Origin of the sequence: Aminobacter sp. AP02 (assembly GCF_003148805.1) — a bacterium.
Lineage (GTDB): Bacteria > Pseudomonadota > Alphaproteobacteria > Rhizobiales > Rhizobiaceae > Aminobacter.
This window is the reverse complement of the sequence record NZ_QGGX01000008.1, coordinates 125,107-147,118: the sequence shown is the minus strand read 5'-3', so window position 1 is coordinate 147,118 and position 22,012 is coordinate 125,107. Positions and strand designations below refer to the sequence as shown.

23 protein-coding genes are annotated in these 22,012 nt (G+C 62.0%); 10 read left to right on the top strand and 13 right to left on the bottom strand.

From position 1 onward, the window contains the following. Positions 1 to 27: 27 nt before the first annotated feature. Positions 28 to 1,314 (top strand): alpha/beta hydrolase, encoded by a 1,287-nt coding sequence (locus C8K44_RS12515; protein ID WP_109576120.1) that lies wholly within the window; start codon positions 28 to 30, stop codon positions 1,312 to 1,314. 92 nt (positions 1,315 to 1,406) lie between these two features. On the opposite strand, the gene C8K44_RS12510 is transcribed toward C8K44_RS12515, so the two are convergent. The 7 genes from C8K44_RS12510 to topA form a co-directional block, all read right to left on the bottom strand. Next, positions 1,407 to 1,703 carry a hypothetical protein gene (locus C8K44_RS12510; RefSeq protein ID WP_146203938.1) on the bottom strand — a complete coding sequence of 99 codons (297 nt, stop codon included), beginning with the start codon at positions 1,701 to 1,703 and terminating at the stop codon, positions 1,407 to 1,409. Positions 1,704 to 1,945: 242 nt separating this feature from the next. Beyond that, positions 1,946 to 2,113 (bottom strand): 50S ribosomal protein L33, encoded by a 168-nt coding sequence (gene rpmG / locus C8K44_RS12505; protein ID WP_019173400.1) that lies wholly within the window; start codon positions 2,111 to 2,113, stop codon positions 1,946 to 1,948. Between the two features lie 118 nt (positions 2,114 to 2,231). Next, positions 2,232 to 3,413, bottom strand: coding sequence for an MFS transporter (locus C8K44_RS12500; protein ID WP_109576118.1), 1,182 nt, complete (start codon positions 3,411 to 3,413; stop codon positions 2,232 to 2,234). Positions 3,414 to 3,420: 7 nt separating this feature from the next. Further along, a complete protein-coding gene (locus tag C8K44_RS12495; RefSeq protein ID WP_109576117.1) occupies positions 3,421 to 4,161 on the bottom strand; it encodes an NUDIX hydrolase in 741 nt (246 codons plus the stop codon). A 73-nt stretch (positions 4,162 to 4,234) separates the two neighbouring features. Then, a complete protein-coding gene (locus C8K44_RS12490) occupies positions 4,235 to 4,672 on the bottom strand; it encodes a DUF983 domain-containing protein (protein WP_109576116.1) in 438 nt (145 codons plus the stop codon). 2 nt (positions 4,673 to 4,674) lie between these two features. Beyond that, the gene (gene rnr, locus C8K44_RS12485) at positions 4,675 to 6,990 is read right to left on the bottom strand and encodes a ribonuclease R (RefSeq protein ID WP_109576115.1); all 2,316 of its coding nucleotides are present in this window, start codon (positions 6,988 to 6,990) and stop codon (positions 4,675 to 4,677) included. Between the two features lie 6 nt (positions 6,991 to 6,996). After that, entirely contained in the window at positions 6,997 to 9,609 is a 2,613-nt protein-coding gene (gene topA, locus C8K44_RS12480; RefSeq protein ID WP_109576114.1) for a type I DNA topoisomerase, read from the bottom strand. 236 nt (positions 9,610 to 9,845) lie between these two features. On the opposite strand from topA, the gene C8K44_RS12475 reads away from it, so the two are divergent. Continuing rightward, a complete protein-coding gene (locus C8K44_RS12475) occupies positions 9,846 to 10,100 on the top strand; it encodes a hypothetical protein (protein ID WP_348626327.1) in 255 nt (84 codons plus the stop codon). On the opposite strand, the gene dprA is transcribed toward C8K44_RS12475, so the two are convergent. From dprA to C8K44_RS12455, 4 genes are read right to left on the bottom strand one after another with little or no spacing between them, the layout of a single operon-like run. After that, entirely contained in the window at positions 10,062 to 11,195 is a 1,134-nt protein-coding gene (gene dprA, locus C8K44_RS12470; RefSeq protein ID WP_109576113.1) for a DNA-processing protein DprA, read from the bottom strand. The two genes, C8K44_RS12475 and dprA, sit on opposite strands and share 39 nt — an antisense overlap. Next, positions 11,192 to 11,803 (bottom strand): glycerol-3-phosphate 1-O-acyltransferase PlsY, encoded by a 612-nt coding sequence (gene plsY / locus C8K44_RS12465; RefSeq protein WP_109576112.1) that lies wholly within the window; start codon positions 11,801 to 11,803, stop codon positions 11,192 to 11,194. The genes dprA and plsY overlap by 4 nt, the downstream gene beginning before the upstream one ends. A gap of 28 nt (positions 11,804 to 11,831) precedes the next feature. Beyond that, on the bottom strand, positions 11,832 to 13,118 hold the full coding sequence (locus C8K44_RS12460) for a dihydroorotase (RefSeq protein WP_109576111.1): 1,287 nt from the start codon (positions 13,116 to 13,118) through the stop codon (positions 11,832 to 11,834). Beyond that, complete coding sequence (locus C8K44_RS12455) at positions 13,115 to 14,080, bottom strand: aspartate carbamoyltransferase catalytic subunit (RefSeq protein ID WP_109576110.1); 966 nt, start codon at positions 14,078 to 14,080, stop codon at positions 13,115 to 13,117. Before C8K44_RS12455 ends, C8K44_RS12460 begins: the two co-directional genes overlap by 4 nt. Positions 14,081 to 14,264: 184 nt before the next feature. Between C8K44_RS12455 and C8K44_RS12450 the strand changes: the two genes are divergently transcribed. Further along, positions 14,265 to 15,893, top strand: a complete 1,629-nt coding sequence (locus C8K44_RS12450) for an acyl-CoA dehydrogenase family protein (RefSeq protein WP_109576228.1) — start codon at positions 14,265 to 14,267, stop codon at positions 15,891 to 15,893. Positions 15,894 to 16,099: 206 nt separating this feature from the next. Continuing rightward, on the top strand, positions 16,100 to 16,411 hold the full coding sequence (locus tag C8K44_RS12445; protein WP_109576109.1) for a DUF6105 family protein: 312 nt from the start codon (positions 16,100 to 16,102) through the stop codon (positions 16,409 to 16,411). Here C8K44_RS12445 and ruvX read toward each other — a convergent pair. Further along, positions 16,378 to 16,863, bottom strand: a complete 486-nt coding sequence (gene ruvX / locus C8K44_RS12440; protein ID WP_109576108.1) for a Holliday junction resolvase RuvX — start codon at positions 16,861 to 16,863, stop codon at positions 16,378 to 16,380. The two genes, C8K44_RS12445 and ruvX, sit on opposite strands and share 34 nt — an antisense overlap. Before the next feature lie 87 nt (positions 16,864 to 16,950). Here ruvX and C8K44_RS12435 point away from each other — a divergent pair, with 87 nt between their 5' ends. The 5 genes from C8K44_RS12435 to C8K44_RS12415 all read left to right on the top strand — a co-directional run bounded on the left by C8K44_RS12435 (position 16,951) and on the right by C8K44_RS12415 (position 20,854). Further along, positions 16,951 to 17,658, top strand: a complete 708-nt coding sequence (locus tag C8K44_RS12435; RefSeq protein ID WP_109576107.1) for a metal-dependent hydrolase — start codon at positions 16,951 to 16,953, stop codon at positions 17,656 to 17,658. Between the two features lie 34 nt (positions 17,659 to 17,692). Further along, positions 17,693 to 18,112, top strand: a complete 420-nt coding sequence (locus C8K44_RS12430; protein WP_199227083.1) for a hypothetical protein — start codon at positions 17,693 to 17,695, stop codon at positions 18,110 to 18,112. 82 nt (positions 18,113 to 18,194) lie between these two features. Continuing rightward, a complete protein-coding gene (gene gatC, locus C8K44_RS12425; protein ID WP_109576106.1) occupies positions 18,195 to 18,482 on the top strand; it encodes an Asp-tRNA(Asn)/Glu-tRNA(Gln) amidotransferase subunit GatC in 288 nt (95 codons plus the stop codon). A 68-nt stretch (positions 18,483 to 18,550) separates the two neighbouring features. Then, positions 18,551 to 20,032, top strand: a complete 1,482-nt coding sequence (gene gatA, locus C8K44_RS12420; RefSeq protein WP_109576105.1) for an Asp-tRNA(Asn)/Glu-tRNA(Gln) amidotransferase subunit GatA — start codon at positions 18,551 to 18,553, stop codon at positions 20,030 to 20,032. Positions 20,033 to 20,056: 24 nt separating this feature from the next. Further along, positions 20,057 to 20,854, top strand: a complete 798-nt coding sequence (locus tag C8K44_RS12415) for a YdcF family protein (protein ID WP_109576104.1) — start codon at positions 20,057 to 20,059, stop codon at positions 20,852 to 20,854. Here C8K44_RS12415 and C8K44_RS12410 read toward each other — a convergent pair. After that, positions 20,803 to 21,561, bottom strand: coding sequence for a DUF599 family protein (locus C8K44_RS12410; RefSeq protein WP_109576103.1), 759 nt, complete (start codon positions 21,559 to 21,561; stop codon positions 20,803 to 20,805). The two genes, C8K44_RS12415 and C8K44_RS12410, sit on opposite strands and share 52 nt — an antisense overlap. A 286-nt stretch (positions 21,562 to 21,847) precedes the next feature. Between C8K44_RS12410 and C8K44_RS28170 the strand changes: the two genes are divergently transcribed. Next, entirely contained in the window at positions 21,848 to 21,979 is a 132-nt protein-coding gene (locus C8K44_RS28170) for a hypothetical protein (protein ID WP_281062994.1), read from the top strand. Positions 21,980 to 22,012 lie beyond the last annotated feature (33 nt).

The window sequence follows — 22,012 nt, the reverse complement described above, 5'->3', positions numbered from 1 at the left end:
TTGCCGTAGAGGGCCCAGGGAGAAATCATGCTTCGTTATGTCGGCATTTTTGCCTTGATTGCCGCGGCGGCTACGGTTGCCATGTCCTTCTACCAACCACCCATGCGGCTGATGCCTGCACCGGCTGTGTTTGTGGACGGCCAACCGAATGCCTTCTCGGCCAATGCCTCTCTGAAGCCGGATCCCCGCATCGAACTGTTTTATGCCACCAATCGGCTGCCGGTCGGTCCTCGTGACAGCCGCCTCTATGCCGTCGTGCCGGGCCGCGACATGCACACAGGTGTGGCGACAGTGCGCATCGGGGAGGAAGGCACGACCTGGGACAAGGTTTACGCGTGGTCCACCGGCGCCAGCGAGGATCGGCGGCCTTTCCTGCATCTCGAAAACATGAACGAGCAAGCCACGATCGAAGACAGCGATCCCTTGTCGCCCGAAGCGAAGGCGTGGTTCGAACAGATCAACGAGGCGCTCAAGAACAGCCGCGACAAGGACCTCATCGTTTACGTCCACGGCGCCAACACGACCGTCGAACGGGCGGCGGGGCAAGCGGCCCAGCTTCATCATTTCACCGGGCGGAATTCAGTGGTGGTGCTGTTCGTCTGGCCGACGGCCGAGAACTTCCTGCGCTACTCGCGCGATATGGTGACCGCCTTTGGCGCGGCGCCGCATCTGGCAAAGCTGATCGAGCTTTTGTCACAAAACACCGACGCCAGGAATGTCGAGGTGTTCACCTACAGCGCAGGCGCCACCGTGGGCAGCGACGCCCTTGCGATGGTCGGTCGCGATGCGCAACAATCTGGGGAGCAATCCGTGCGACTTGGCGAAGTCTATCACGCGGCCCCCGACGCCGATTTCCGCGGTTTCGTCGATGACATGCGCGACTATGCCGGCAAGGCCGAGCGGATAACTGTCGCTGTCAATCTGAACGATAGTGCGTTGCGCCTGTCCCAGGTGCTCAACCGAGCCTCGCGAGCCGGCCGGCCCGACATGCGGGAGCTTGACCCCGACGCGTCGCGCTGGCTGCTGGACGCAACCAAATCATACGGTCTTGAGCTGTTGCGGGTTCGGCCGGAGAACATTCCCGGCCTGTCTAACCGCTCGCATACGTTCTGGTACGACGATCCATGGGTGAGCAGCGACGTGCTGATCACGTTGCTCTACCATCTGCCTGCAAACGAACGTGGGTTGGGCGCCGGCGAGGCGCCCGGCGGGTCCCACTACTGGACGTTCATGCCTGATTATCCCGACCAGTTGGAAAAGTTGTTGGCGCGGTTGCGGCAGGGACAGGCACCGGCGGCCGCAGCTGCTCCCTGAGGGGCTGAATGCGTCGCTACCTTACCGGAAGAAAACCAAGCAGAAGCGGCGCCATAGGCGGAGTTGGCTTGGGTTATTGTTATTTCGTGAGATCAAAGCGTTACGTTGAAAGTACCGCCGATCTTGTCGGTGGTGGACGCATCCGTGGTCGAATTGGGTGCCGACTTTGGCGATCGACGCATCATGGTCGCATGACGACTTTGGCCCGCGCCACCGAAAATCGGGATCACCAGGAATGCCTCGAATCCACGCTGCCGTTCTGTTGTGACAATGAATTTGAGGTTGGGGAAACTGGCTTCCAGCGCCTCGCGAATCTGCTCTTGCTGCTTTGAGGTGTCGAACAGATTGCCTTCAGGCAGTACCACGCCGTTTTCGGAATGACCAGACATTGCCCCCTCCACGAGTCGACCGCCTCGCGTTTCAGAAAGGGCAAGAAAATGGCCGCTTCCCATGGTCCTTAGACGCGTGCGCACGGCTGATTGCCATGCGAGCGTGATGCCAGCGTTTATGTATCGTGAAAGTCTGAATGCTGGCCGTTGCTTTAAGTTCGATCCTTTGGCGTCAACAAGGGCCCACAACGCAAAAACGCCGCCCGATGGGCGGCGTTTTGGAATTCCGATAGACAACCAGATTACTTAATCTTGGTTTCCTTGAATTCGACGTGCTTCTTGGCAACTGGGTCGTACTTGCGGAACGACAGCTTTTCCGTCTTCGTGCGGCTGTTCTTGCTCGTCACGTAGAAGAAACCGGTGTCGGCGGTCGACAGAAGCTTGATCTTGATGTTTGCAGCCTTGGCCATGATTCTCGTCCGTTATTCGTCTAGAGTTGAAGCCCGCTTCAGGACGGGAAAACAACCCGGACGCGGAAAACCTGCGGGACACATAAAGAACGCACCCGGAAAGTCAAGCCTTGGAGCGTTATCGGCGCGATTTCGCGGCAATTCGGCCCAGCCCGATAGCGATATAGCCGCCAAAGAACACGGCCAGCGCCCAGCCGAATCCATTGGGTCCGAAGACGTCCATGAAGATGCCGATTACCTGCGGCCCCAGAATCATGCCGAAGCCGTAGCAGAAGATGAAGGCAGCATTGGCCGAGGCGAGGTCGCGTCCCGATAGCTGGGCGCCCAGATGCGCGAGGCCGACCGTATAGAGTGCGGCCACAACGCCGCCCCAGACAAACAGCATCCCAGCCATCAGGTGCCAGTTGGCTGTCAGAAGCGGCATCGCCAGCGTTCCGGCCAACCCGACGAGGGCGCAGACCAACAGCAAAATGCGGCGATCGCCGATGCGGTCGCTGAGCATGCCGATGGGAATCTGCAACATGAAGTTGCCAAGGCCGATCATGGTCAGCAAAAGCGCAGCTTCGGCTTCGGAATAGCCAACGCGCTGGCCATAGATCGGAAACAGCGCAAATCCGCCCGTTTCGACCGCACCGAAGACCAGAACGGCAGCAGTCGCGGTCGGCACGATCCAGATATAGCGGAAGAAGCCGCCTTTGCCGCCCTCGGAGACGATATTGGGGCTTTCGCTGCGCGCCAGAAGCACGGGGATCGCAGCAATCATGACAAAGCCGAAGGTCAGCCCGAACGGCAGGAAGCCGGTGCTGCCAATCTGCGAGAACAGCCATGGGCCCGCGGCGAAACCGAGCGACAGCACGGTGGCGTAGATACCGAGCACCAGGCCGCGCCGATGCGGCGGAGCACAGGTGCTGATCCAGAATTCAGACAGGATGAACAGCACCGTCAGCGCGAAATGCAACACGGCACGCAAGGGAAACCACATCCAGAAGGATTGCGCGAAATAGAAGCCGACAAAGGCCACCGCGCCGAAGAGAATCATCGCCAGCATCGTCCACACGACGCCAAAACGCATGGCGATGGGCGTTGCGAGCGGTGCCGCGGCAATCGAGGCAATGCCGGCGATCGCTGTGTTGAGCCCTATCATCCAAGATGAGTAGCCGCGCGATTCGAGGATCACGCTGAGCAGCGGTATGCCCAGTCCGATTGCGACGCCGACGACGCTGATCGAAGCTACGGCTGCCGCAATCGAGCGCCAATGCACACGCTCCATGCCTTCAGCCTGCTGAATGGTCTCGGTCATGCAAAGCCTAGAGGATGTCGCGGCGGAAGCGTTGGTTGAACATGCGGTAGAACGGCACTTCGCCGCCTGGCTTAAGCTCAGGATCAGCCGAAAGCCTCAGCCGGAGATCGCCGAGCACCGACTGTGTGATTGCCGGGATGTCGGCCCGCATGGCATCGTCCAGCGGCAGCCAGACCAGTTCTTCGAGTTCGTTGGTCGGTCCCCCGTCTGGCAACTCGACGGCAACGTCGCTGCGCCAGGCCGACAAGAAGCGCGTGTCGAAGCGGCGAACACGTCCCGGTGGGGTTACCGCACGCGCAATGAAGCGCAGGGAGGCCAATGCGGGGGCTACGCCATGTTCGGCAAAACCCTGCCAATCGGCCTTGGTGGTCGAAAACGCAGCGCGCTGGCCGATCAACAGGCCAGCTTCCTCATAGGTCTCGCGAATCGCCGAAAGCGCTATCGCCCGGGCCCGAGCGACGCTGACGCGGCCAGTGCCGGCGCGTAGCTTCGCGGCTTCTTCGGGATGCAGTTCGTCGGCGACCGCAATGCGGCTGTCGGCAGGATCGGTGCGGCCACCTGGAAAGACGAATTTGCCAGGCATGAAGGCATGCTTCATGTGACGCCGGCCCATCAGCACCAGCACGTCATCACCCTTGCGATCGAGCAGGATCAGCGTTGCCGCGTCGCGCGGGCGCAAGGGAGCAGCGCTTTTTGCCATCTCCCTGGCTTCGAGCCTGTCGAGTTCTGCTTTGCTAATGCCATCCATCGCGGTTGTCCTAACGGCATGTCGGAGTGGATGGAAGCGCTTGCTTGGCCTTAGGCATTGCGCCAGCGCTCGTTCAGGCCTCGGGGTGCGCCTCGATCGCGTCGTCTTCGCCGCCGAAGCCGTGCATGTACAGCGCCCACTGCATGCCAACCACCGCGCCCTTGATGGGGCGCAGCAGCGCAAGGGCGGAGACAATCGTCAAGGGAACCCAGATGGCAAGGTGTTGCCAGGTCGCAAGCGTGCTCGTCGCCTCAACACCCATGAAGGCGCCGACGACGATGTGGCCGACAATGACCACCACGAGATAGGCGGGCAGATCGTCGGCGCGGTGGTGGAAGATCTCTTCGTGGCAGACCTCGCAGCTGTCGACCGTCTTGACGAAGGACGCAAACAGCTTGCCCTGGCCGCAATTCGGGCATTTGCAGAACAGGCCGCGCTTCATCGCCTGCCACACCTGGCGCGGCTCACGGGCGACCTGCTGGTGGTCGCCGCCGAATACCTGTTCTTCCATCGTCATCTCCTGCCGCGCGGTCCTCGCCGCGGTTGGGAGGCACGCGCACGCGTTCTTTGCCCCTTGGTCTTGTGGAACGACCTTTTCGAACCGGGCAGGGGCTTCGGTTCGGTCAGCATTTCGAAGCGCATGGCACCAGCCAGCGGGGCGATCTCGACCAACTTGACCTCGACGGGGTCGGCAAGCTGATAGCCCTTGCCGGTGCGCTCGCCGAAGAGGGCGCGGGCGGCTTCGTCGAAGTGGTAATAATCGTCACCCAACGATGACACGGGGATGAAACCATCCGCGCCATATTGCGGCAATTGGACAAATAGTCCCGCCTTGACCACGCCTGAGATGCGGGCGTCGAACGTCTCGTCGACGCGTTCGGCCAGGAAGCCCGCGACCAACCGGTCGACAGTCTCGCGCTCGGCGGCCATGGCGCGGCGTTCGGTCTGCGAAATCAGGCCGGCGATCTCTTCCAGCCGTGCTTCCTCGGAAGCCGTCAACCCACCGGCACCCAGGCCAAGCGAGCCGATGAGAGCGCGATGCACGATCAGGTCGGCATAACGGCGGATCGGCGAGGTGAAATGCGCGTAGCGGCGGAGGTTGAGGCCGAAATGGCCAATATTGTCGGGGTTGTATTCGGCCTGGCTCTGCGAGCGCAGCACCACCTCGTTGACGAGTTGCTCGTTGTCGCCGCCGCGCACGCGCTCAAGGATGCCGTTGAACTGGCTAGGCCGCATGGCAGCGCCGCGCGCCAGCGACAGTCCTATGGTCTGGAGGAACTCGCGCAGCGATTCCTGCTTGGCGAGCGAGGGACCGTCATGGATGCGGTAGACTAGCCTCTGCTTCTTGTTCTCCAGCGTCTCGGCCGCCGCGACGTTTGCCTGGATCATGAACTCCTCGATCAGCTTGTGGGCGTCGAGGCGATCGGGAACGATGACGCGGTCCACCGTGCCGTCCGGCTTGAGCAGGATCTTGCGCTCCGGCAAGTCGAGTTCGAGCGGCTGGCGGTTGTCACGCCCGCGCTTGAGCACGTCATATGCCGCCCAAAGCGGCTTGAGAATCGTGTCCAGGATGGGCCCGGTCTTGTCGTCGGGCATGCCGTCGATGGCAGCCTGCGCCTGTGGGTAGGCGAGGCGGGCCGAAGACCGCATCATGATACGATGGAAGGCGTGCCTGACCTTTTGGCCTTCGGCCGAAAACGTCATGCGCACGGCAAGTGCAGGACGGTCGACGCCTTCGCGCAATGAACACAAATCGTTAGAGATGCGCTCCGGTAGCATGGGCACGACACGGTCGGGGAAATAGACCGAATTGCCACGCTTCAAGGCTTCGTTGTCGAGTGCGGTGCCTGGCCGGACATAGGCCGCGACGTCGGCGATGGCGACGGTGACGATGAAGCCGCCCGGGTTCTTTTCGTCCGTATCCGGCTCGGCATAGACCGCGTCGTCATGGTCCTTGGCGTCAGCCGGGTCGATGGTGACCAGCGGCAGTTCGCGCCAGTCCTCGCGCTTGCCGTCGAGCGGTGCCGGCTTGATCGCTTCGGCTTCGGCTAGCACTTCGGCGGGGAAGATATGCGGAATGTCGTGGGCATGGATGGCGATCATCGAAACCGCCTTCTCATTGGTGAGCGACCCCAGAACCGAGACGACCTTGGCGCGTTGCAGGCCGTAGCGGTTGGCGCGCTCGGGGACCACTTCGACGAGGTCGCCTTCCTTGGCACCGTTGTGGAAATCCTTGTCGACGACAAGCTCGGGCTGGCGGCGCTCGACCGGTTCAATGCGGAACGTGCCGTCTTTCAGGATGCGGAAGATGCCAAGCGCGGTATCGCTGCGCTTTTCGAATATCTTCATTACCCGCGCGGTGTAGGACGGCTCGTTGTCGTCGAGGTGATCCTCGATGGGGAAGGTCTTCGCTAGCACTCGATCGCCGACGCCGGGCGTCGGCCCATTGCCACCGCGCGAAAGCTTGATCGCGACGATCGGACCGTCAGGCTGCTCGGAGGCACGCGCCAGAAGCGTGCCTTCGGCGTCGCGGCCAAAGATGTCGAGCACGGCGACATGCGCCAGTTGGCCGACCCGGTGGAGCCGCTTGCGGCTCTTTTCGAGCAGGCCTTCGTCCTGCAGCTCGCGCAGCAGGTGCTTGAGCCAGATGCGATCGTCGTTCTTCAGCGCGAAGGCCTTGGCGATGTCGCGCTTGCCGCTGCGGTCGGGATTTTCCGCGATATAGCGCAAAATCTCGTCGCGCGACGGACGATAGACGTCCTTGCCGCGGACCTCGTCGCTTGCGGCGCGTCTGGTGCCGGCGTTTCGTCCGGAAATCTTTCGCGCCAAGGTCGGTCAGTCCTTCTTCTTGGCCTTGCTGGCGGTCTTCTTCGCTCCGCTGCTGGCCGGCTTTTTGGTTGCGCTACGGGCCGGCTTCTTGGCCCCGCCGCCTTTCGCTTCCTTTTCCGCGATCAACGCAAGTGCGTCTTCCACAGTCACGGTCGCAGGGTCCTTGCCCTTCGGCAAGGTAGCATTGACCTTGCCGAAATTGACATAGGGACCGTATTTGCCGTCGCGCACGGTGATGTTTCCGCCGCCGGCGGGGTGCTCGCCCAGATCCTTCAGCGCCGCGGGGGTGCCGCCGCCGCGACCACCCTTGCCCTTGGCCTGCTTTTCGGCAAGCACGGTCACCGCGCGATTAAGGCCGATCGAGAACACGTCCTCGATGCTTTCGAGATTGGCATAGGCGCCATCGTGCAGCACGAAGGGGCCGTATCGGCCAAGCCCGGCCGAGATCATCTTGCCCGATTCAGGGTGCTGGCCGACATCGCGCGGCAGCGCCAGCAAGGCGAGCGCCTTCTCATGGTCGATCGATGCCGGCGTCCATCCCTTGGGCAGGCTGGAGCGCTTGGCTTCCTTGCCGTCACCGCGCTGGATGTAGGGGCCGAAGCGGCCGCTGCGCAACGTGATCTCTTCATTGGTGTAGGGATCGGTTCCCAGCACCTTAGTGCCGTCCTCGAGCCCGCCATTGTCGCCGTTGGCGCCCGGGCCGTCGAGCTGACGGGTGAAGCCGCATTCGGGATAGTTCGAGCAGCCGACGAAGGCGCCGTACTTGCCGAGCTTGAGCGACAGGTTGCCGGTGCCGCATTTCGGGCAGATGCGCGGGTTCGAGCCATCCTCGCGTTCGGGGAAGACCAGTGGTGCAAGTTCTTCGTTCAGCGCATCGAGCACATTGGTGACACGCAGTTCCTTGATCTCGTCGACCGCGCCGGAGAAGTCCTTCCAGAAATCGCGTAGCACGTCGCGCCAGGCGAGCTTGCCATCAGAGACTTCGTCGAGCTTTTCCTCGAGCGAGGCGGTGAAATCGTACTCGACGTAGTGCCGGAAGAAACTCTCCATGAAGGCAGTCACCAACCGGCCCTTGGCCTGGGGGATCAGCTTGCGGTTATCGACCTTCACATAGTCACGGTCTTCGAGCGTCTTCAGCGTCGGGACATAGGTCGAGGGACGGCCGATGCCGAGCTCTTCCATCTTCTTGATGAAGCTCGCCTCGGAATAACGGGGCGGCGGCTCAGTGGTGTGGTGCGTGGCGCTGATCGTCTCGCGCTTGAGCACTTCGTCGGCGCGGATCTCGGGCAGGCGGCGATTTTCCTCGTCCTCGGAATCCTCCTCCTTCTGCTCGGTATAGGCGGCAATGAAACCGTCGAAGCGAGTGACGGAGCCCACAGCGCGCAGTCCGGCGGTCTTGGCGCCATTGCGAGCCTCGATCTCGACCGTGGTACGCTCGATCTCGGCCGGCAGCATCTGGCTTGAGATCGCGCGCTTCCAGATCATCTCGTAGAGCCGCGCCTGATCCGCATCGAGGAACTTGCGCATCTCGGCCGGCGTACGGTTGAAATCGGTCGGCCGGATGGCTTCGTGCGCTTCCTGTGCGTTCTTCGCCTTGGTCGTATACTGGCGCGGCTTTTCGGGCAGGTACTTTGCGCCGAATTCCTTGACGATGGATTGGCGTGCTGCCTCGATCGCCTCTGGCGCCATCTGCACGCCGTCGGTACGCATATAGGTGATCAGACCGGCGGTCTCGCCACCAATCTCCATGCCTTCATAGAGGCGTTGCGCCACCTGCATGGTGCGGCTCGCCGAGAAGCCGAGGCGCGAGGATGCGGCCTGCTGCAGCGTCGAGGTGGTGAAGGGCGGTCCTGGATTGCGCTTGGTCGGCTTGGCTTCGACGGACAGGGCCGTGAAGCTCGCGCCTTCCAGCATGGTCTTGATCTCGTCGGCCATGGCCTGCGAGGAGATATCGAGCTTCTGCAGCTTCTTGCCGTCAAAGGCAGTCAGCCGCGCATCGAAACTTTCGGCGCGCGGCGTACCGAGGACGGCTGCAATCTGCCAGTACTCCTCACGAACGAAACGCTCGATCTCGTTCTCGCGGTCGCAGATGAAGCGCAGCGCCACGGACTGCACGCGGCCAGCCGAGCGGGCACCCGGCAGCTTGCGCCACAAAACCGGGGAAAGGGTAAAGCCAACCAGATAATCGAGTGCACGCCGTGCCAGATAGGCGTCTACCAGCTGGGGGTCGAGCTCTCGAGGATTGGCGATTGCTTCGAGCACGGCCGGCTTGGTGATCGAGTTGAAGGCGACGCGCTTGATCGTCTTGTCCTTCAGTACGCGCTTCTGCTTCAGTACCTCGAGCACGTGCCAGGCGATGGCTTCACCTTCGCGATCCGGATCGGTTGCGAGGATCAGTCCGTCAGCCTCCTTGACGGCCTTCGCGAGATCGGTCAGCCGCTTTGCTGACGCAGCGTCGACCGCCCAGGACATGGCAAAGTCGTCATCCGGTTTGACCGACCCGTCCTTGGCGGGCAGATCGCGGACGTGGCCGAACGAGGCCAGAACCTTGTAGTTCTTGCCCAGATACTTGTTGATGCTTTTCACCTTGTTCGGTGACTCGACGACAACGACGTCCATATGTGGCTGATTTTCCAGTGAAGCGCCAAAACAACGACGAAGGCGCGTGGCAAAGTTTTTTCAATTCGCACGTCACATGGCCGCGCTTTTCAGTCCGGTCAAGGGGATGGAGCCAAAAACGGCAACGGATGGAGGGAATACAACCCAGGGTATATTTATAGTCGGCATTGCAATTGTTAGTGGATTTGCTACGTTTGCGCGGTTGCCGATGGAACCCGCTTTCGGTGTCTACATCGGTGTTGAATCTCGCGCTTCAAGACTGGGCCGCAGAGGAAAAGCCACAGATGCACAAGCCGGCGCCAACACAAAGGCGAGCCGAGACGCTCGACTATATTCAGTCGATGCTGGCGCAACTCAGGGTCATGGCAGATGCCGAACGTTGCGGTTTGCTCGCGTATCTGATCGAGATGGCCTATGTTGAGGCGGGCGACGCCGCTTGCGGCGAGAGGCCGTCAAAGGCCGGGCTCAAACAGCGAAACACGTCCGCCTGAGTGGCGTTCGAGCTTGCCTGCAAGGTCGAGTTCCAGAAGAATCATGAAAACCTGCGCCGGGTGCAGTCCAGTGTGGCGGATCAGTTCGTCGATTTCAACCGGGACAGGGCCGAGCGCTTCGGCGAGCCGGGCCCGGTCGCTATCTGCTGGCGGCGGAGTTGCGGCATAGTCCGGCGGTTCTTCCAAGCTGCTCGGCACATAGGGCTGGCCTCCGACAAGCGGCGACAGCGCTTCGAGGATATCGCCGACCTCGGTTACCAGCGTCGCGCCTTCTTTCAGCAGGCCGTTGGTTCCGGCGGCGCGTGGATCAAGTGGGGAGCCGGGTACCGCAAAGACCAGCCGCCCCATTTCGCCGGCAAGCCGTGCGCTGATCAGCGAACCCGAACGTTGCGCCGCCTCGACTACCACAAGCCCGAGGGACAAGCCGGCAATGACACGGTTGCGGCGTGGAAAGTCCTGGGCGCGGGGCTCCCAGTCGAACGGCATTTCCGAAACGATTGCGCCGCGCTCGGCGATCTCATTGGACAGGTCGAGGTTCTCGGGAGGGTAGGGACGGTTGAGCCCGCCAGCCAGGACGCCAACCGTGCCTGTAGCAAGACTGCCCTGATGCGCTGCGGTGTCGATGCCGCGCGCCAATCCCGAAATCACGGAATAGCCATTGCGGCCGAGTTCGGCGGCAAGCAAGCGCGCCATCTTGATGCCTGCAAGCGAAGCATTGCGCGCACCGACGATCGCCACGGGCGGCAGGCCGAAAACATCGCTGCTGCCTTTGACGGCAAGCAGCGGCGGCGGATTGTCTATTCGCTTGAGCGCCTGGGGATAGTCGTGCTCGCCAAGGGCGACAAAACGCGCCCCGAATTTGCGAGCCAGCTCCATTTCCGCCTCGGCCTCGGCAACCGAAGGAACACGCGCCTGCCGATTGCCGCCGCCCGCCATCATGAGTTCTGGCAGCATTTCGATGGCGCTTTCGGCGGAACCGAAGCGTTCGATCAGACCGCGAAAGCTCGCCGGGCCAACATTTGGCGTGCGGATCAGGCGCAACCAATGAAGCCGCTGCCGGTCGCTCAGATGCGGCCCGGCGGCGGACTGGCTCATCCCTTTGATCCGATCCGGGTTTCGGTTCCGGCAAGCAGGCGCGAAACGTTGGCGCGGTGCCTGATGAAGACAAGGACACTCATCAGTGCGAGCAGGCCGGCGGCCTTGGGCATGTCGATCATGTAAAGTGCGATCGGCACCGCAACAGCTGCGACCAGCGCGGCGAGTGACGAGTAGCGGCTGACGAAGGCAATCAGCAGCCAGGTTATGGCGAACACCAGCGCACCGATCCAGGAAAAGCCCAACAGCACGCCAAGATAGGTGGCGACGCCCTTGCCGCCCTTGAAGCCGAGCCAGACCGGATAGAGATGGCCAATGAACGCGCCAAAGCCTGCAGCGATCGCGGCGTCGTGGCTCCAGTTGGCCGCAACCATGACAGCGACGGTGCCCTTGAGCGCATCGAGCAGAAGCGTGGCCGCCGCCAACTTCTTGTTGCCGGTGCGCAGCACGTTGGTCGCGCCGATATTGCCGGAGCCGATCTTGCGCACGTCGCCGAGGCCGGCAGCGCGAGTCAGCAGCAAGCCAAATGGAATTGAACCCAACAGATAGCCGAAAACGGCAGCAGCAATCAGGACATGCAGCGCCGTTGGGAAAATTTCATCCGGCATCAAGATAAGTCTACTCCCCCGTGGCCCGTCAGGCCGAGAACACTGTGCGTCCGGCGACCAAGGTTTTCAAGACCTTGCCTTGCAGCCTGGCACCTTCGAAGCAGGTGTTCTTGGATCGCGAGCGAATGTCGGCTTCGCGGACCACCCAAGGTTCGCCGAGATCGACCAGCGCGAGATCGGCTACCGCACCCGGCTTCAGCGTGCCGCCAGGCAGACCGAACAGTTTAGCCGGGGCGCTCGAAAGCGCTTCGATGATGCGCAGCAGCGGAACGTCATCATTGTGATGCAACCGCAAAGCCACTGCCAACAATGTCTCCAGCCCGATCGCGCCAACTGCCGCGTCGGAGAAGGGCAGGCGCTTGGTGTCGACGTCCTGAGGGTCGTGCGAGGAAACGATCAAGTCGATCGTGCCGTCCTTCAGCGCCTCGACCATGGCGATGCGGTCTTCCTCGGCGCGCAGCGGCGGTGCCAGGCGGAAGAAGGTGCGGTATTCGCCGACATCGTTTTCGTTGAGCGACAGGCTATTGATCGAAATACCCGATGTCACCTTGGCGCCGTCGGCCTTTGCGCGCGAAACGGCGGCGGCCGCCATGGCGGTCGAGATCTTGGCGGCGTGGTAGTTGCCGCGCGTCAGGCGGGCCAGCGCCAGGTCGCGTTCAAGCGGGATCGTCTCTGCTTCGCGCGGAATGCCCGACAGTCCAAGCCAACTGGCATAGAGGCCTTCGTTCATGACGCCTGACGAGGCGAGGTCGGCGTCTTGGGTCTCATGCGCGATGACCGCCCCGAAATCGCGCGCATAGGTCAGCGCGCGACGCATCACCATCGAGTTGGCGATGGTGTGGCGGCCGTCGGTGAAGGCGACCGCGCCTGCTTCGCGCAGCAGGCCGAACTCGGTCATCTCGTGGCCATCGAGGCCCTTGGTGATGGCTGCGGCTGGAAAGATGTTGATCGATGCAGTTTCCTTGGCCGTGCGAAGGACAAACTCCACCAAAGCGACATTGTCGATCACCGGGTCGGTGTCGGGCATCATGACGATCGAGGTGACGCCCCCGGCGGCTGCGGCCACGCTTGCCGAGGCGATCGTTTCGCGGTGCTCGCCGCCCGGCTCGCCGATGAAGACGCGGCCGTCGATCAGGCCGGGGATGATCGCCTTGCCAGAGCAGTCGATCACTTCGGCGCCGCCAGGAATGCCCTGGTTGAGGGCGTCGGCTCCGGCGGCAACGATCTTCTTGCCGTCCACGATGACGGTGCCGGTCTCATCGATGCCGCGCGAGGGGTCGACGATGCGGGCGCGCTGGAAAACCGTGATGCTCATGCGTTGTGTCCATCGCGATTGCGGCGCGGATCGAGCAGCGCTTCCATCACCGCCATGCGTACGGCAACGCCCATTTCCACCTGTTCCTGGATGACGCTCTGCGGGCCATCTGCAATTTCGGAAGCGATTTCGACGCCACGGTTCATTGGACCTGGGTGCATCACCAGCGCGTCTTCCTTGGCCACCTTCAGCTTTTCAGCGTCGAGTCCGTAGTAGCGGAAGTACTCGCGCACCGAAGGTACGAAGGCGCCAGCCATGCGCTCGCGCTGCAGGCGCAGCATCATGACGACATCGGCGTCCTTGAGACCTTCGGCCATCGACTGAGTCACCTCGACTCCCATCTGCGCGATACCGGAGGGAAGCAGGGTCGAGGGTGCGACGACGCGAATGCGCGCACCAAGCGCATTGAGCAAGAGGATGTTCGAGCGCGCAACGCGCGAATGCAGGATGTCGCCGCAAATCGCTACCGTAAGGTGGGCGATGCGGCCCTTCGCGCGGCGGATGGTGAGTGCGTCCAGCAATGCCTGTGTCGGATGCTCATGCGCGCCGTCGCCAGCATTGACCACCGAACAGCCGACCTTTTGCGCCAGCAGGGCAGCGGCGCCCGCCGATTGGTGGCGAATGATCAAGATGTCGGGCCGCATCGCATTCAGCGTCATTGCGGTGTCGATCAACGTTTCGCCCTTCTTCACCGAAGAGCTTGCCACCGACATGTTCATGACGTCGGCGCCGAGACGTTTTCCGGCGAGCTCGAAGGACGACTGCGTGCGCGTCGAGGCTTCATAGAAAAGATTGATCTGGGTTCTACCGCGCAGCGTTGACGTTTTCTTCTCCGATTGGCGCGAAATCGACACTGCCGCGTCGGCGCGGTCGAGCAATATTTCGATATCCAATGGGGAAAGGTCGCGGATGCCAAGAAGATGGCGGTGCGGGTAGGGCGGCAGGGACGAAAGGTCTGTCATCTCAAGGCGGTGCTATAGGCTGTGCTTAAGTGACCTGCAAGCCGGCATTTCACCGTCGAAAGTTCTCCCACGGGATTTTCGTCACGAACAAGCTGGGCCATAAGCTATCGATAAGCATTTCGGCTATAAAGCCGGCCATGGCTGCGGATTCGTGCCCGCTGCCCACACCGATGAAGGACAAGGCGTGACGCAGGACGTGCCGAACCAGCCCCCTCCGCTGACGGGCAGCAATGCCTGGCGCGGCGATCCGCTGCTGATCCAGATCGCAGAGCGCTTTTCGGAGCCGGTCCGCCGAGACCTCGACGGGCTCGGCCGCTTTGTGCTGACCCATGAGGCGCAGGATCTGGCGCGGCTGGCCAACAGCGAGGTGCCGAAGCTCAGGACGTTCGACCGCCAGGGCCGCCGCATCGATCAGGTAGAGTTCCATCCGGCCTATCACGCGCTGATGCGCCGCTCGATCACTGGCGGACTGCATTCATCCGTCTGGGAAAACGGCGGCACCGAGACCGGCCGCCGGCATCAGGTGCGCGCGGCGCGCTTTTACCTCACCGCGCAGCTCGAATGCGGGCATCTGTGCCCGATCACCATGACAAATGCGTCGCTGGCCGCATTGATGGCCAGCCCGAAGCTTTTCCGCGAGTGGGCGCCTCGCGTCACCACCCGCAAATACGACCAGGCGCAGAAGCCGCCGATCGAAAAGGCCGGGCTGACGCTCGGCATGGGCATGACCGAAAAGCAGGGTGGCACGGATGTGCGCGCCAATACCACCAAGGCCGAACGCGCCGGTGGCAGCTTCTACCGTCTCAACGGCCATAAATGGTTCATGTCGGCGCCGATGTCCGATGCCTTCCTGATGCTGGCACAGGCCCCTGAGGGGCTCACCTGTTTCCTTGTACCGCGTATCCTGAGCGACGGTTCGGCCAACGGATTGGAATTCCAGCGCCTCAAGGACAAGCTCGGCAACCGCTCCAACGCTTCCGCCGAAGTCGAGATCCAGGGCGCTATCGGCGATCTGGTCGGCGAGCCCGGCGGCGGCATCAAGACCATCATGGACATGGTGACGCTGACGCGGCTCGATTGCGCGGTCGCGTCGTCGGCTCTCATGCGGGCGGGGCTCGCCGAGGCCGTCCATCACACCCGCCACCGTCAGGTTTTCGGTTCCAATCTCGTCGACCAGCCTTTGATGCAGCGCGTGCTCGCCGACATGGCGCTGGACGTAGCTGGGGCGACTGCGCTCGCTTTCCGGCTGGCGCGTTCGTTCGACGAGGCGGCATCAGATCGGGGCGAGGCGGCCTTTGCGCGCGCCATGACGCCTGTCGTCAAGTACTGGGTCTGCAAGATCGCTCCGGCTCTTCTTTATGAAGCGATGGAATGCCTCGGTGGCAACGGCTACGTCGAAGAGGCGCCGCTGGCGCGCTACTACCGCGAGGCACCGGTCAACGCGATCTGGGAAGGTTCGGGCAACGTCATGGCACTCGACGTGCTGCGTGTGTTGGGCCGGGCTCCGGGACTGTTTGATGATGTGCTAGCCAGCATTGAGCGCGACCTCGGCGCGGGCGGGCGCAGCATTCTCGGCGTTCTGAGGGCTGCGATGCAGGTCGCGAGTTCGGACGAAGGGTCGGCGCGCATCCTGACCGAGCAACTCGCAATCTCGGCTGCCGCCGCGGAATTGCGTCGCATGGGGGCGGGGCGCATCGCCGATGCTTTCATCGAGACCCGGCTCGCGGGCCAGTGGCGCGGTACCTACGGCATGCTTGATGCCCGGCACGATTCGCGGCTGATCATCGACACGCTCTATCCTCAGGTCAGCTGAGACGGCTCAAGCCGTCCGCTTCGCCAGGGCGTGGGCGAGGACGACATTGGCCTGTGGCCTGTTAACCTTAATAAATGGTTTACGTTGCGTAGCGCGGACGCAGGGAGCACTGTCTTTTGCAAAGAAGCAGGAATCCCAATGCGGGCCTTTGCCACCCAGTTGCCGGACATTGATGTCGCCAAACCGCGTGCGGGGGAGTGCGTCTGATGCGCTATATTTTCGGCATTTGGGCAGCGCCACTGGTGCTTTTCTGGGGCTGGTACTTCCTGTCGATCAATGACCTCAACTTCGGTTACCCGTTGCTGAGCCGTGCGTTCAACCTGGCAATCTTCGACCTCTATGGCGAATTGCTCGGCATCGATCCCGCAACGATACCCTGGATGATGGGCAAGGCCTTCTTCGTCGATACGCTTGTCCTGCTGGCGATCTGGGCGTATCGCCGCCGCAAGCAAATTGCCGAGAAGGTCAGGCTGTTGCGGGCGCGCTACTTTTCCACCGAATCGGCGCCGAGCGTCTGAAGCCGGTCGAGCACACCCTGCAGGATGAAGGCGGCAGCGGCGGAATCGATCCGCCCGTCACGTTTCCTGCGCGAAACATCCATCTCGATCAGCACACGTTCGGCGGCAACCGTCGACAACCGTTCGTCCCAGAAGACGAATGGCAAGTCTGTCAGGCTGGCGGCGTTGCGTACGAAAGCGCGCGATTTTTGCGCGCGCGGTCCTTCCGAGCCGTCCATGTTGATCGGTAGTCCGATCACGATCGCGCCGGTGTTCTCCTTGGCCAGCATGGCCAGCAATGCCGCGACATCGAGGGTGAACTTCTTGCGAATGATGACCTGCCGGGGATGCGAGAACGAGAGGCCGCGATCGGAGACAGCGACGCCGATCGTCTTGTCGCCAAGGTCGAGTCCGGCCAGGGTCTTGCCGCCGGCTAGCAGCGCGGGCAACTGTTCAATATTAGCTATGGCCAAGCGGCGTTCCTTTTGATTCAGCCCCTTTGACAGGGGCTTGCCGCGTTCTATCCTTTAGGCAACGAAATTGCGAGGAGTGCCGAAACGATGAAACTGACCTGGTATGGGCATTCGGCATTCCGCATCGAGGTCGCTGGGGCCAGGATTTTGATCGATCCGTTCCTGAGCGGCAACCCGTCCTGGGGCAAGTCCTGGGAGCAGGCCGCAGAGGGCATCACCCATGTGCTTTTGACCCACGGCCACGACGATCACATCGGTGATGCCGCAGCCATCCTGAAGAAGACGGGCGCAATGCTCGTCGCAAATTTCGAGATCTGCATGTATCTCGTGGGCCAAGGTGTCAGCGACAAGCAGATTAATCCCGGCAACATCGGCGGTACGGTCGATTGCGGCAGCTTCACCACCACCTTCGTTGCCGCACAGCATTCGTCGTCGGCCAGCGGGCCGGGCGGTAACAACACATGTCTCGGCAACCCTGCGGGCCTGGTGCTGCATTTCGCCGGGGAACGCACGCTCTACCATATGGGCGACACCGACATCTTCTCGGACATGGCGTTGATCAACGAACTGCACGAGCCGGCAATCGGCATCGTGCCGGTCGGCGATCGTTTTACCATGGGCGGTGCCGTGGCAGCGCTTGCCTGCCGGCGCTTCTTCAAGTTCGAAACCGTGATACCGTGCCATTTCGGCAGTTTCCCGATCATCGACCAGACGGCGGAAAAGTTCGTCAACGGCCTAGAAGGTTCGGGTGTGGGGGTGGTGTTGCCGAAAGTGGGCGTTGCCATAGACATTTGATCGAACGCGGCGGACCGTGGGACGGGGGTTGGCGATGAACGACTGGCGATATTTCGCGGCGTTTTCTGTGTTTATGGTCAGCGCTTCGGCTACCTCCGCCGAGGGCTTCATCAAGGGTGTCTACCTGCAATCCGAGGAACTCTGCGCTCAGGCCAAGAAAGAATCGCTGCAGACGGTGATCGAGGCCGGAGGCCTGGTCTTGTCGATGAGCGGCATCGAAAGCGTCGAATATAACTGCGAGTTCGTGAACATCACGCGGGCAACGCGCTCGCCCGCATGGGCAGCCACGGCGCTTTGCCAGGAGCCAGGGCACTTGTTTCCTGACGTGCTGTCCATCCTTGAACTGAGCCCGACGCAGTTGGAACTGTCTTCCGTCCGTGACGTCGATCCCGAGGGTGGGCAGACCGACAATGCAGGCACTTATTACCTGTGCGACGGCGTCACCATGCCGTGAGCACGATCATCGATGTTGCGCCGCGCGCGCCGCGCCGTTATAGCCCGACCTAATCAATTTACCGGCTTTCCGGAGTTTTTCGATGTCCGTTGATCTCAAGACCGTCAAGCGCGTCGCGCATCTTGCCCGTATTGCGGTGAGCGAAGACGATGCCCAGCGCATGACCGGCGAATTGAACGCCATCCTGGGTTTTGTCGAGCAGCTCAACGAGGTCGATGTCGCCGGCGTCGAGCCGATGACATCGGTCATGCCGATGGAGATGAAGAAGCGGGTCGATGCCGTCACGGATGGCAACAAGGCCGCCGACATCGTCGCCAACGCGCCGGCTACCGACGAGAACTTCTTCTTAGTGCCGAAAGTGGTGGAGTAGGCCTCCGCAGCCTAACCCCATTCCAATCATCAGCAGCTTTCGGCTGCGTGACCCGAAGTGATTTCGCCATGACCGAACTGACCAGACTGACGATTGCCGAAGCGCGCGAGAAGCTGCGCGGCAAGGAGATTACCGCCTCCGAGCTGACCGAGGCCTATGTCTCGGCTATCGAACAGGCCAATCCAACCTTCAACGCCTATGTTGCCACGACGCCCGAAAAGGCGCGCGACATGGCCAAAGCGTCTGACGCCAAGCTCGCCAAGGGCGAGGGCGGCGCACTCGAAGGCATCCCGCTCGGCATCAAGGATCTTTTCGCCACCGAAGGCGTGCATACCCAGGCCTGCAGCCATGTGCTCGACGGTTTCAAGCCACGCTACGAATCGACAGTCACCGCCAATCTTTGGACCGACGGCGCGGTTATGTTGGGCAAGCTCAACATGGACGAGTTCGCCATGGGTTCGTCCAACGAGACTTCTCACTACGGGGCGGTGATCAACCCTTGGCGTGCCAGCGGCTCGAACAAGCAGCTGGTACCGGGCGGTTCGTCGGGCGGCTCGGCAGCAGCGGTTTCGGCCTTCCTGTGCGCTGGCGCTACCGCCACCGACACCGGTGGTTCGATCCGCCAGCCGGCAGCCTTCACTGGCACTGTGGGCATCAAGCCGACCTATGGCCGCGTTTCGCGCTGGGGCACTGTCGCCTTCGCCTCGTCGCTCGACCAGGCCGGACCCATCGCACGCGACGTGCGTGACGCTGCGATCCTGCTCAAGTCGATGGCATCCGTCGATGCCAAGGATACGACCTCCGTCGACCAGCCGGTGCCTGACTACGAAGCGGCGATCGGCAAGTCGGTCAAGGGCATGAAGATCGGCATTCCCAGAGAGTACCGCGTCGATGGCATGCCGGAGGACATCGAGAAGCTTTGGCAGCAGGGTATTGCCTGGCTCAAGGATGCTGGCGCCGAGATCGTCGACATCTCGCTGCCGCACACCAAGTACGCGCTGCCGGCCTACTACATCGTGGCGCCAGCCGAGGCCTCTTCGAACCTCGCCCGTTACGACGGCGTGCGCTACGGCCTGCGCGTGCCGGGCAAGGACATCATCGAGATGTACGAGAACACCCGCGCCGCTGGCTTCGGCCGCGAGGTCAAGCGCCGCATCATGATCGGCACCTATGTGCTGTCGGCCGGTTATTACGACGCCTACTACCTTCAGGCGCAGAAGGTGCGCACGCTGATCAAGCGCGACTTCGAACTGGCTTTCGCGGCTGGCGTCGACGTCATCCTGACTCCAGCTACCCCATCCGCGGCCTTCGGCGTCGCCGACGAGGACATGGCGGCAGATCCGGTCAAGATGTACCTCAACGACATCTTCACCGTGACGGTGAACATGGCCGGCCTGCCAGGCATCGCGGTTCCAGCCGGCCTCGACGGCAATGGCCTGCCGCTGGGCCTTCAGCTCATCGGCCGTCCTTTCGACGAAGAGACGCTGTTCCAGACGGCGCATGTCATCGAGCAGACAGCAGGGCGTTTCCAGCCGGAGAAATGGTGGTAGGCGCATAGCGCCTGCCTTGAATGGATGTTCTTTTATCTCTCCAAGATATTCTGGTTCTTCGTCCAGCCGCTTAATCTGGCGATCTTCCTGCTCGCGGCTGGTCTCATCGCGAGTTTCTTCGGCCGCCGGCGGTTCTTTCGCACCACGGCCTTCCTGTCCTTGGCGATTCTAGCGCTTGCCACCTGGACGTCGCTCGGCTCGCTGATGCTCAATCCGCTGGAAGAGCGTTTTCAGCGCCCGGCAATGCCAGCCACCATCGACGGCATCGTCGTGCTCGGCGGCGGTTTTGAAGGTGCGATCAATCTCGCGCGCGGCGGCTATGAGCTCAACAGCGGTGGCGACCGCATGGTCGAGACCGCGATCCTTGCTCGCCGCTATCCGCAAGCGAGGATTGTCGTATCCGGCGGCAATGGCACGCTGACCCTGGACGGCGAGGGCGACGCCGATACCGCGCCGCGCCTGCTTGAAGCGCTTGGCGTGGCGCGCGACCGGCTGATCCTCGAAAATCGTTCGCGCAACACTTACGAGAATGCGCTGTTTTCCAAGGAACTCGTAACGCCGAAGCCAGGCGAAACCTGGCTGCTCGTCACGTCGGCCTTCCATATGCCGCGCTCGATCGCGCTGTTTGCCAAGGCTGGTTTCGAGGTGACCGCCTGGCCGGTCGATTACCGCACGTCAGGGCAGGAGGGCGTCGGGCTGTTCACCGACAATCCCGCCGACTCGCTGCAGAACACGATGATGGCCATGCGCGAATGGATTGGCCTATTCGCCTACTGGCTGTCGGGCCGGATCGACGATCCATTCCCCGGACCGGAGTCCTGAACCAGGACTGCCTTGCGGGCTTCGGAAAAGAATTGGCGCCTGATCAGCACTGCGAGCAACACGACCGTGGTGACGAAAAAGACGCGCGCGTCGACGAACCAGCCGAGATAGCCGATCGAAAAGAAGACGCCGCGTAGGCCAGCATTGAAATGCTTCCCCGCAAGCTGGTTCATGCGGGTCGCCCGCATGACCGCGATTTCGATCTCGGCATCGGGTTCGCTGCGGTTGCCGAGTTGCGGCACCGCACCGACCAGGATCGAGCAATAGTTGAACAGCCTGTAGGCCCAGCCGAATTTGAAGAACGAATAGGCAAGGATGATGATCAGGCCGATCACCTTGATCTCAAACAGCGGGCGCGCAGTGGCCCCCGCGAGCGGCACGTCGCTCAAGATGGCGAGCACCCGGTCTGAGGCTCCAAGCAGCGCAAAGCAGCCGCCAACGGCGATCAGCGAGCTTGAGGCAAAGAAGGCCGTGCCTTGCTGCAGTCCGTTCATGATCGAGGTATCGACGATCCTAACCTCGCGCCGCGCCATGGTCGCCATCCATGCGGTGCGTTGGGCATTCATTGCACGCGTCAGCGACAGGCGCTTGACGATGTGTCCCTCGGCACCAAGGGCGTGAAAGACCCAGCCGGCAAGAAAGAACGCGAGCGCCGCAATGTCGAGGCCGCTCAACGGGCCGGTCGCGAAGAGGGAATCGTTGATCATCGATGGGAAACTAACATGGCTGTCACGCGCATTTCGAGTGCGTCCGCCCGTCGTGATGTTGTCACAGGTGTTGAAAATGCGTGAACGGCCGATTTGGCATAAGTGCCTGATTTGATTAAAATTACATTGATGGGTGCATGGCTGCCATGCAGATTTCGCCATGCTTTCGCCATTTTTTGCAGTTGCGAAGACGCCGGCAAAGTCGTATCCAGCACTCCCACTCGGGACGATCTGGAGGGCGGAAACGCCGCTTGCTCCCCGAACCACAAGGGTTTTGCGATACATCATGGATGACGGCGTTCAGAAATCCTGCTGGGGCCTTACGGCCAAGGCAGTGATTGGCTTTGCGGTTTTTCTCGTTCTTGCCTGGCTGGTAAGCGGTGGCGCTGAAAAGGCGGCGATCGTGACGGCTGGCTGATCAGTAGCCCTTCGGGATTGGATACAAAAGGCG

Bases quoted from the DNA above. Each gene is read 5' to 3' on its own strand.
- C8K44_RS12515 (WP_109576120.1), top strand. From the start codon at position 28: ATGCTTCGTTATGTCGGCATTTTTGCCTTGATTGCCGCGGCGGCTACG.
- C8K44_RS12510 (WP_146203938.1), bottom strand. From the start codon at position 1,703: ATGTCTGGTCATTCCGAAAACGGCGTGGTACTGCCTGAAGGCAATCTG.
- rpmG (WP_019173400.1), bottom strand. From the start codon at position 2,113: ATGGCCAAGGCTGCAAACATCAAGATCAAGCTTCTGTCGACCGCCGAC.
- C8K44_RS12500 (WP_109576118.1), bottom strand. From the start codon at position 3,413: ATGACCGAGACCATTCAGCAGGCTGAAGGCATGGAGCGTGTGCATTGG.
- C8K44_RS12495 (WP_109576117.1), bottom strand. From the start codon at position 4,161: ATGGATGGCATTAGCAAAGCAGAACTCGACAGGCTCGAAGCCAGGGAG.
- C8K44_RS12490 (WP_109576116.1), bottom strand. From the start codon at position 4,672: ATGGAAGAACAGGTATTCGGCGGCGACCACCAGCAGGTCGCCCGTGAG.
- topA (WP_109576114.1), bottom strand. From the start codon at position 9,609: ATGGACGTCGTTGTCGTCGAGTCACCGAACAAGGTGAAAAGCATCAAC.
- dprA (WP_109576113.1), bottom strand. From the start codon at position 11,195: ATGAGCCAGTCCGCCGCCGGGCCGCATCTGAGCGACCGGCAGCGGCTT.
- plsY (WP_109576112.1), bottom strand. From the start codon at position 11,803: ATGCCGGATGAAATTTTCCCAACGGCGCTGCATGTCCTGATTGCTGCT.
- C8K44_RS12460 (WP_109576111.1), bottom strand. From the start codon at position 13,118: ATGAGCATCACGGTTTTCCAGCGCGCCCGCATCGTCGACCCCTCGCGC.
- C8K44_RS12455 (WP_109576110.1), bottom strand. From the start codon at position 14,080: ATGACAGACCTTTCGTCCCTGCCGCCCTACCCGCACCGCCATCTTCTT.
- C8K44_RS12445 (WP_109576109.1), top strand. From the start codon at position 16,100: ATGCGCTATATTTTCGGCATTTGGGCAGCGCCACTGGTGCTTTTCTGG.
- C8K44_RS12435 (WP_109576107.1), top strand. From the start codon at position 16,951: ATGAAACTGACCTGGTATGGGCATTCGGCATTCCGCATCGAGGTCGCT.
- C8K44_RS12430 (WP_199227083.1), top strand. From the start codon at position 17,693: ATGAACGACTGGCGATATTTCGCGGCGTTTTCTGTGTTTATGGTCAGC.
- gatC (WP_109576106.1), top strand. From the start codon at position 18,195: ATGTCCGTTGATCTCAAGACCGTCAAGCGCGTCGCGCATCTTGCCCGT.
- gatA (WP_109576105.1), top strand. From the start codon at position 18,551: ATGACCGAACTGACCAGACTGACGATTGCCGAAGCGCGCGAGAAGCTG.
- C8K44_RS12415 (WP_109576104.1), top strand. From the start codon at position 20,057: ATGTTCTTTTATCTCTCCAAGATATTCTGGTTCTTCGTCCAGCCGCTT.
- C8K44_RS12410 (WP_109576103.1), bottom strand. From the start codon at position 21,561: ATGATCAACGATTCCCTCTTCGCGACCGGCCCGTTGAGCGGCCTCGAC.
- C8K44_RS28170 (WP_281062994.1), top strand. From the start codon at position 21,848: ATGGATGACGGCGTTCAGAAATCCTGCTGGGGCCTTACGGCCAAGGCA.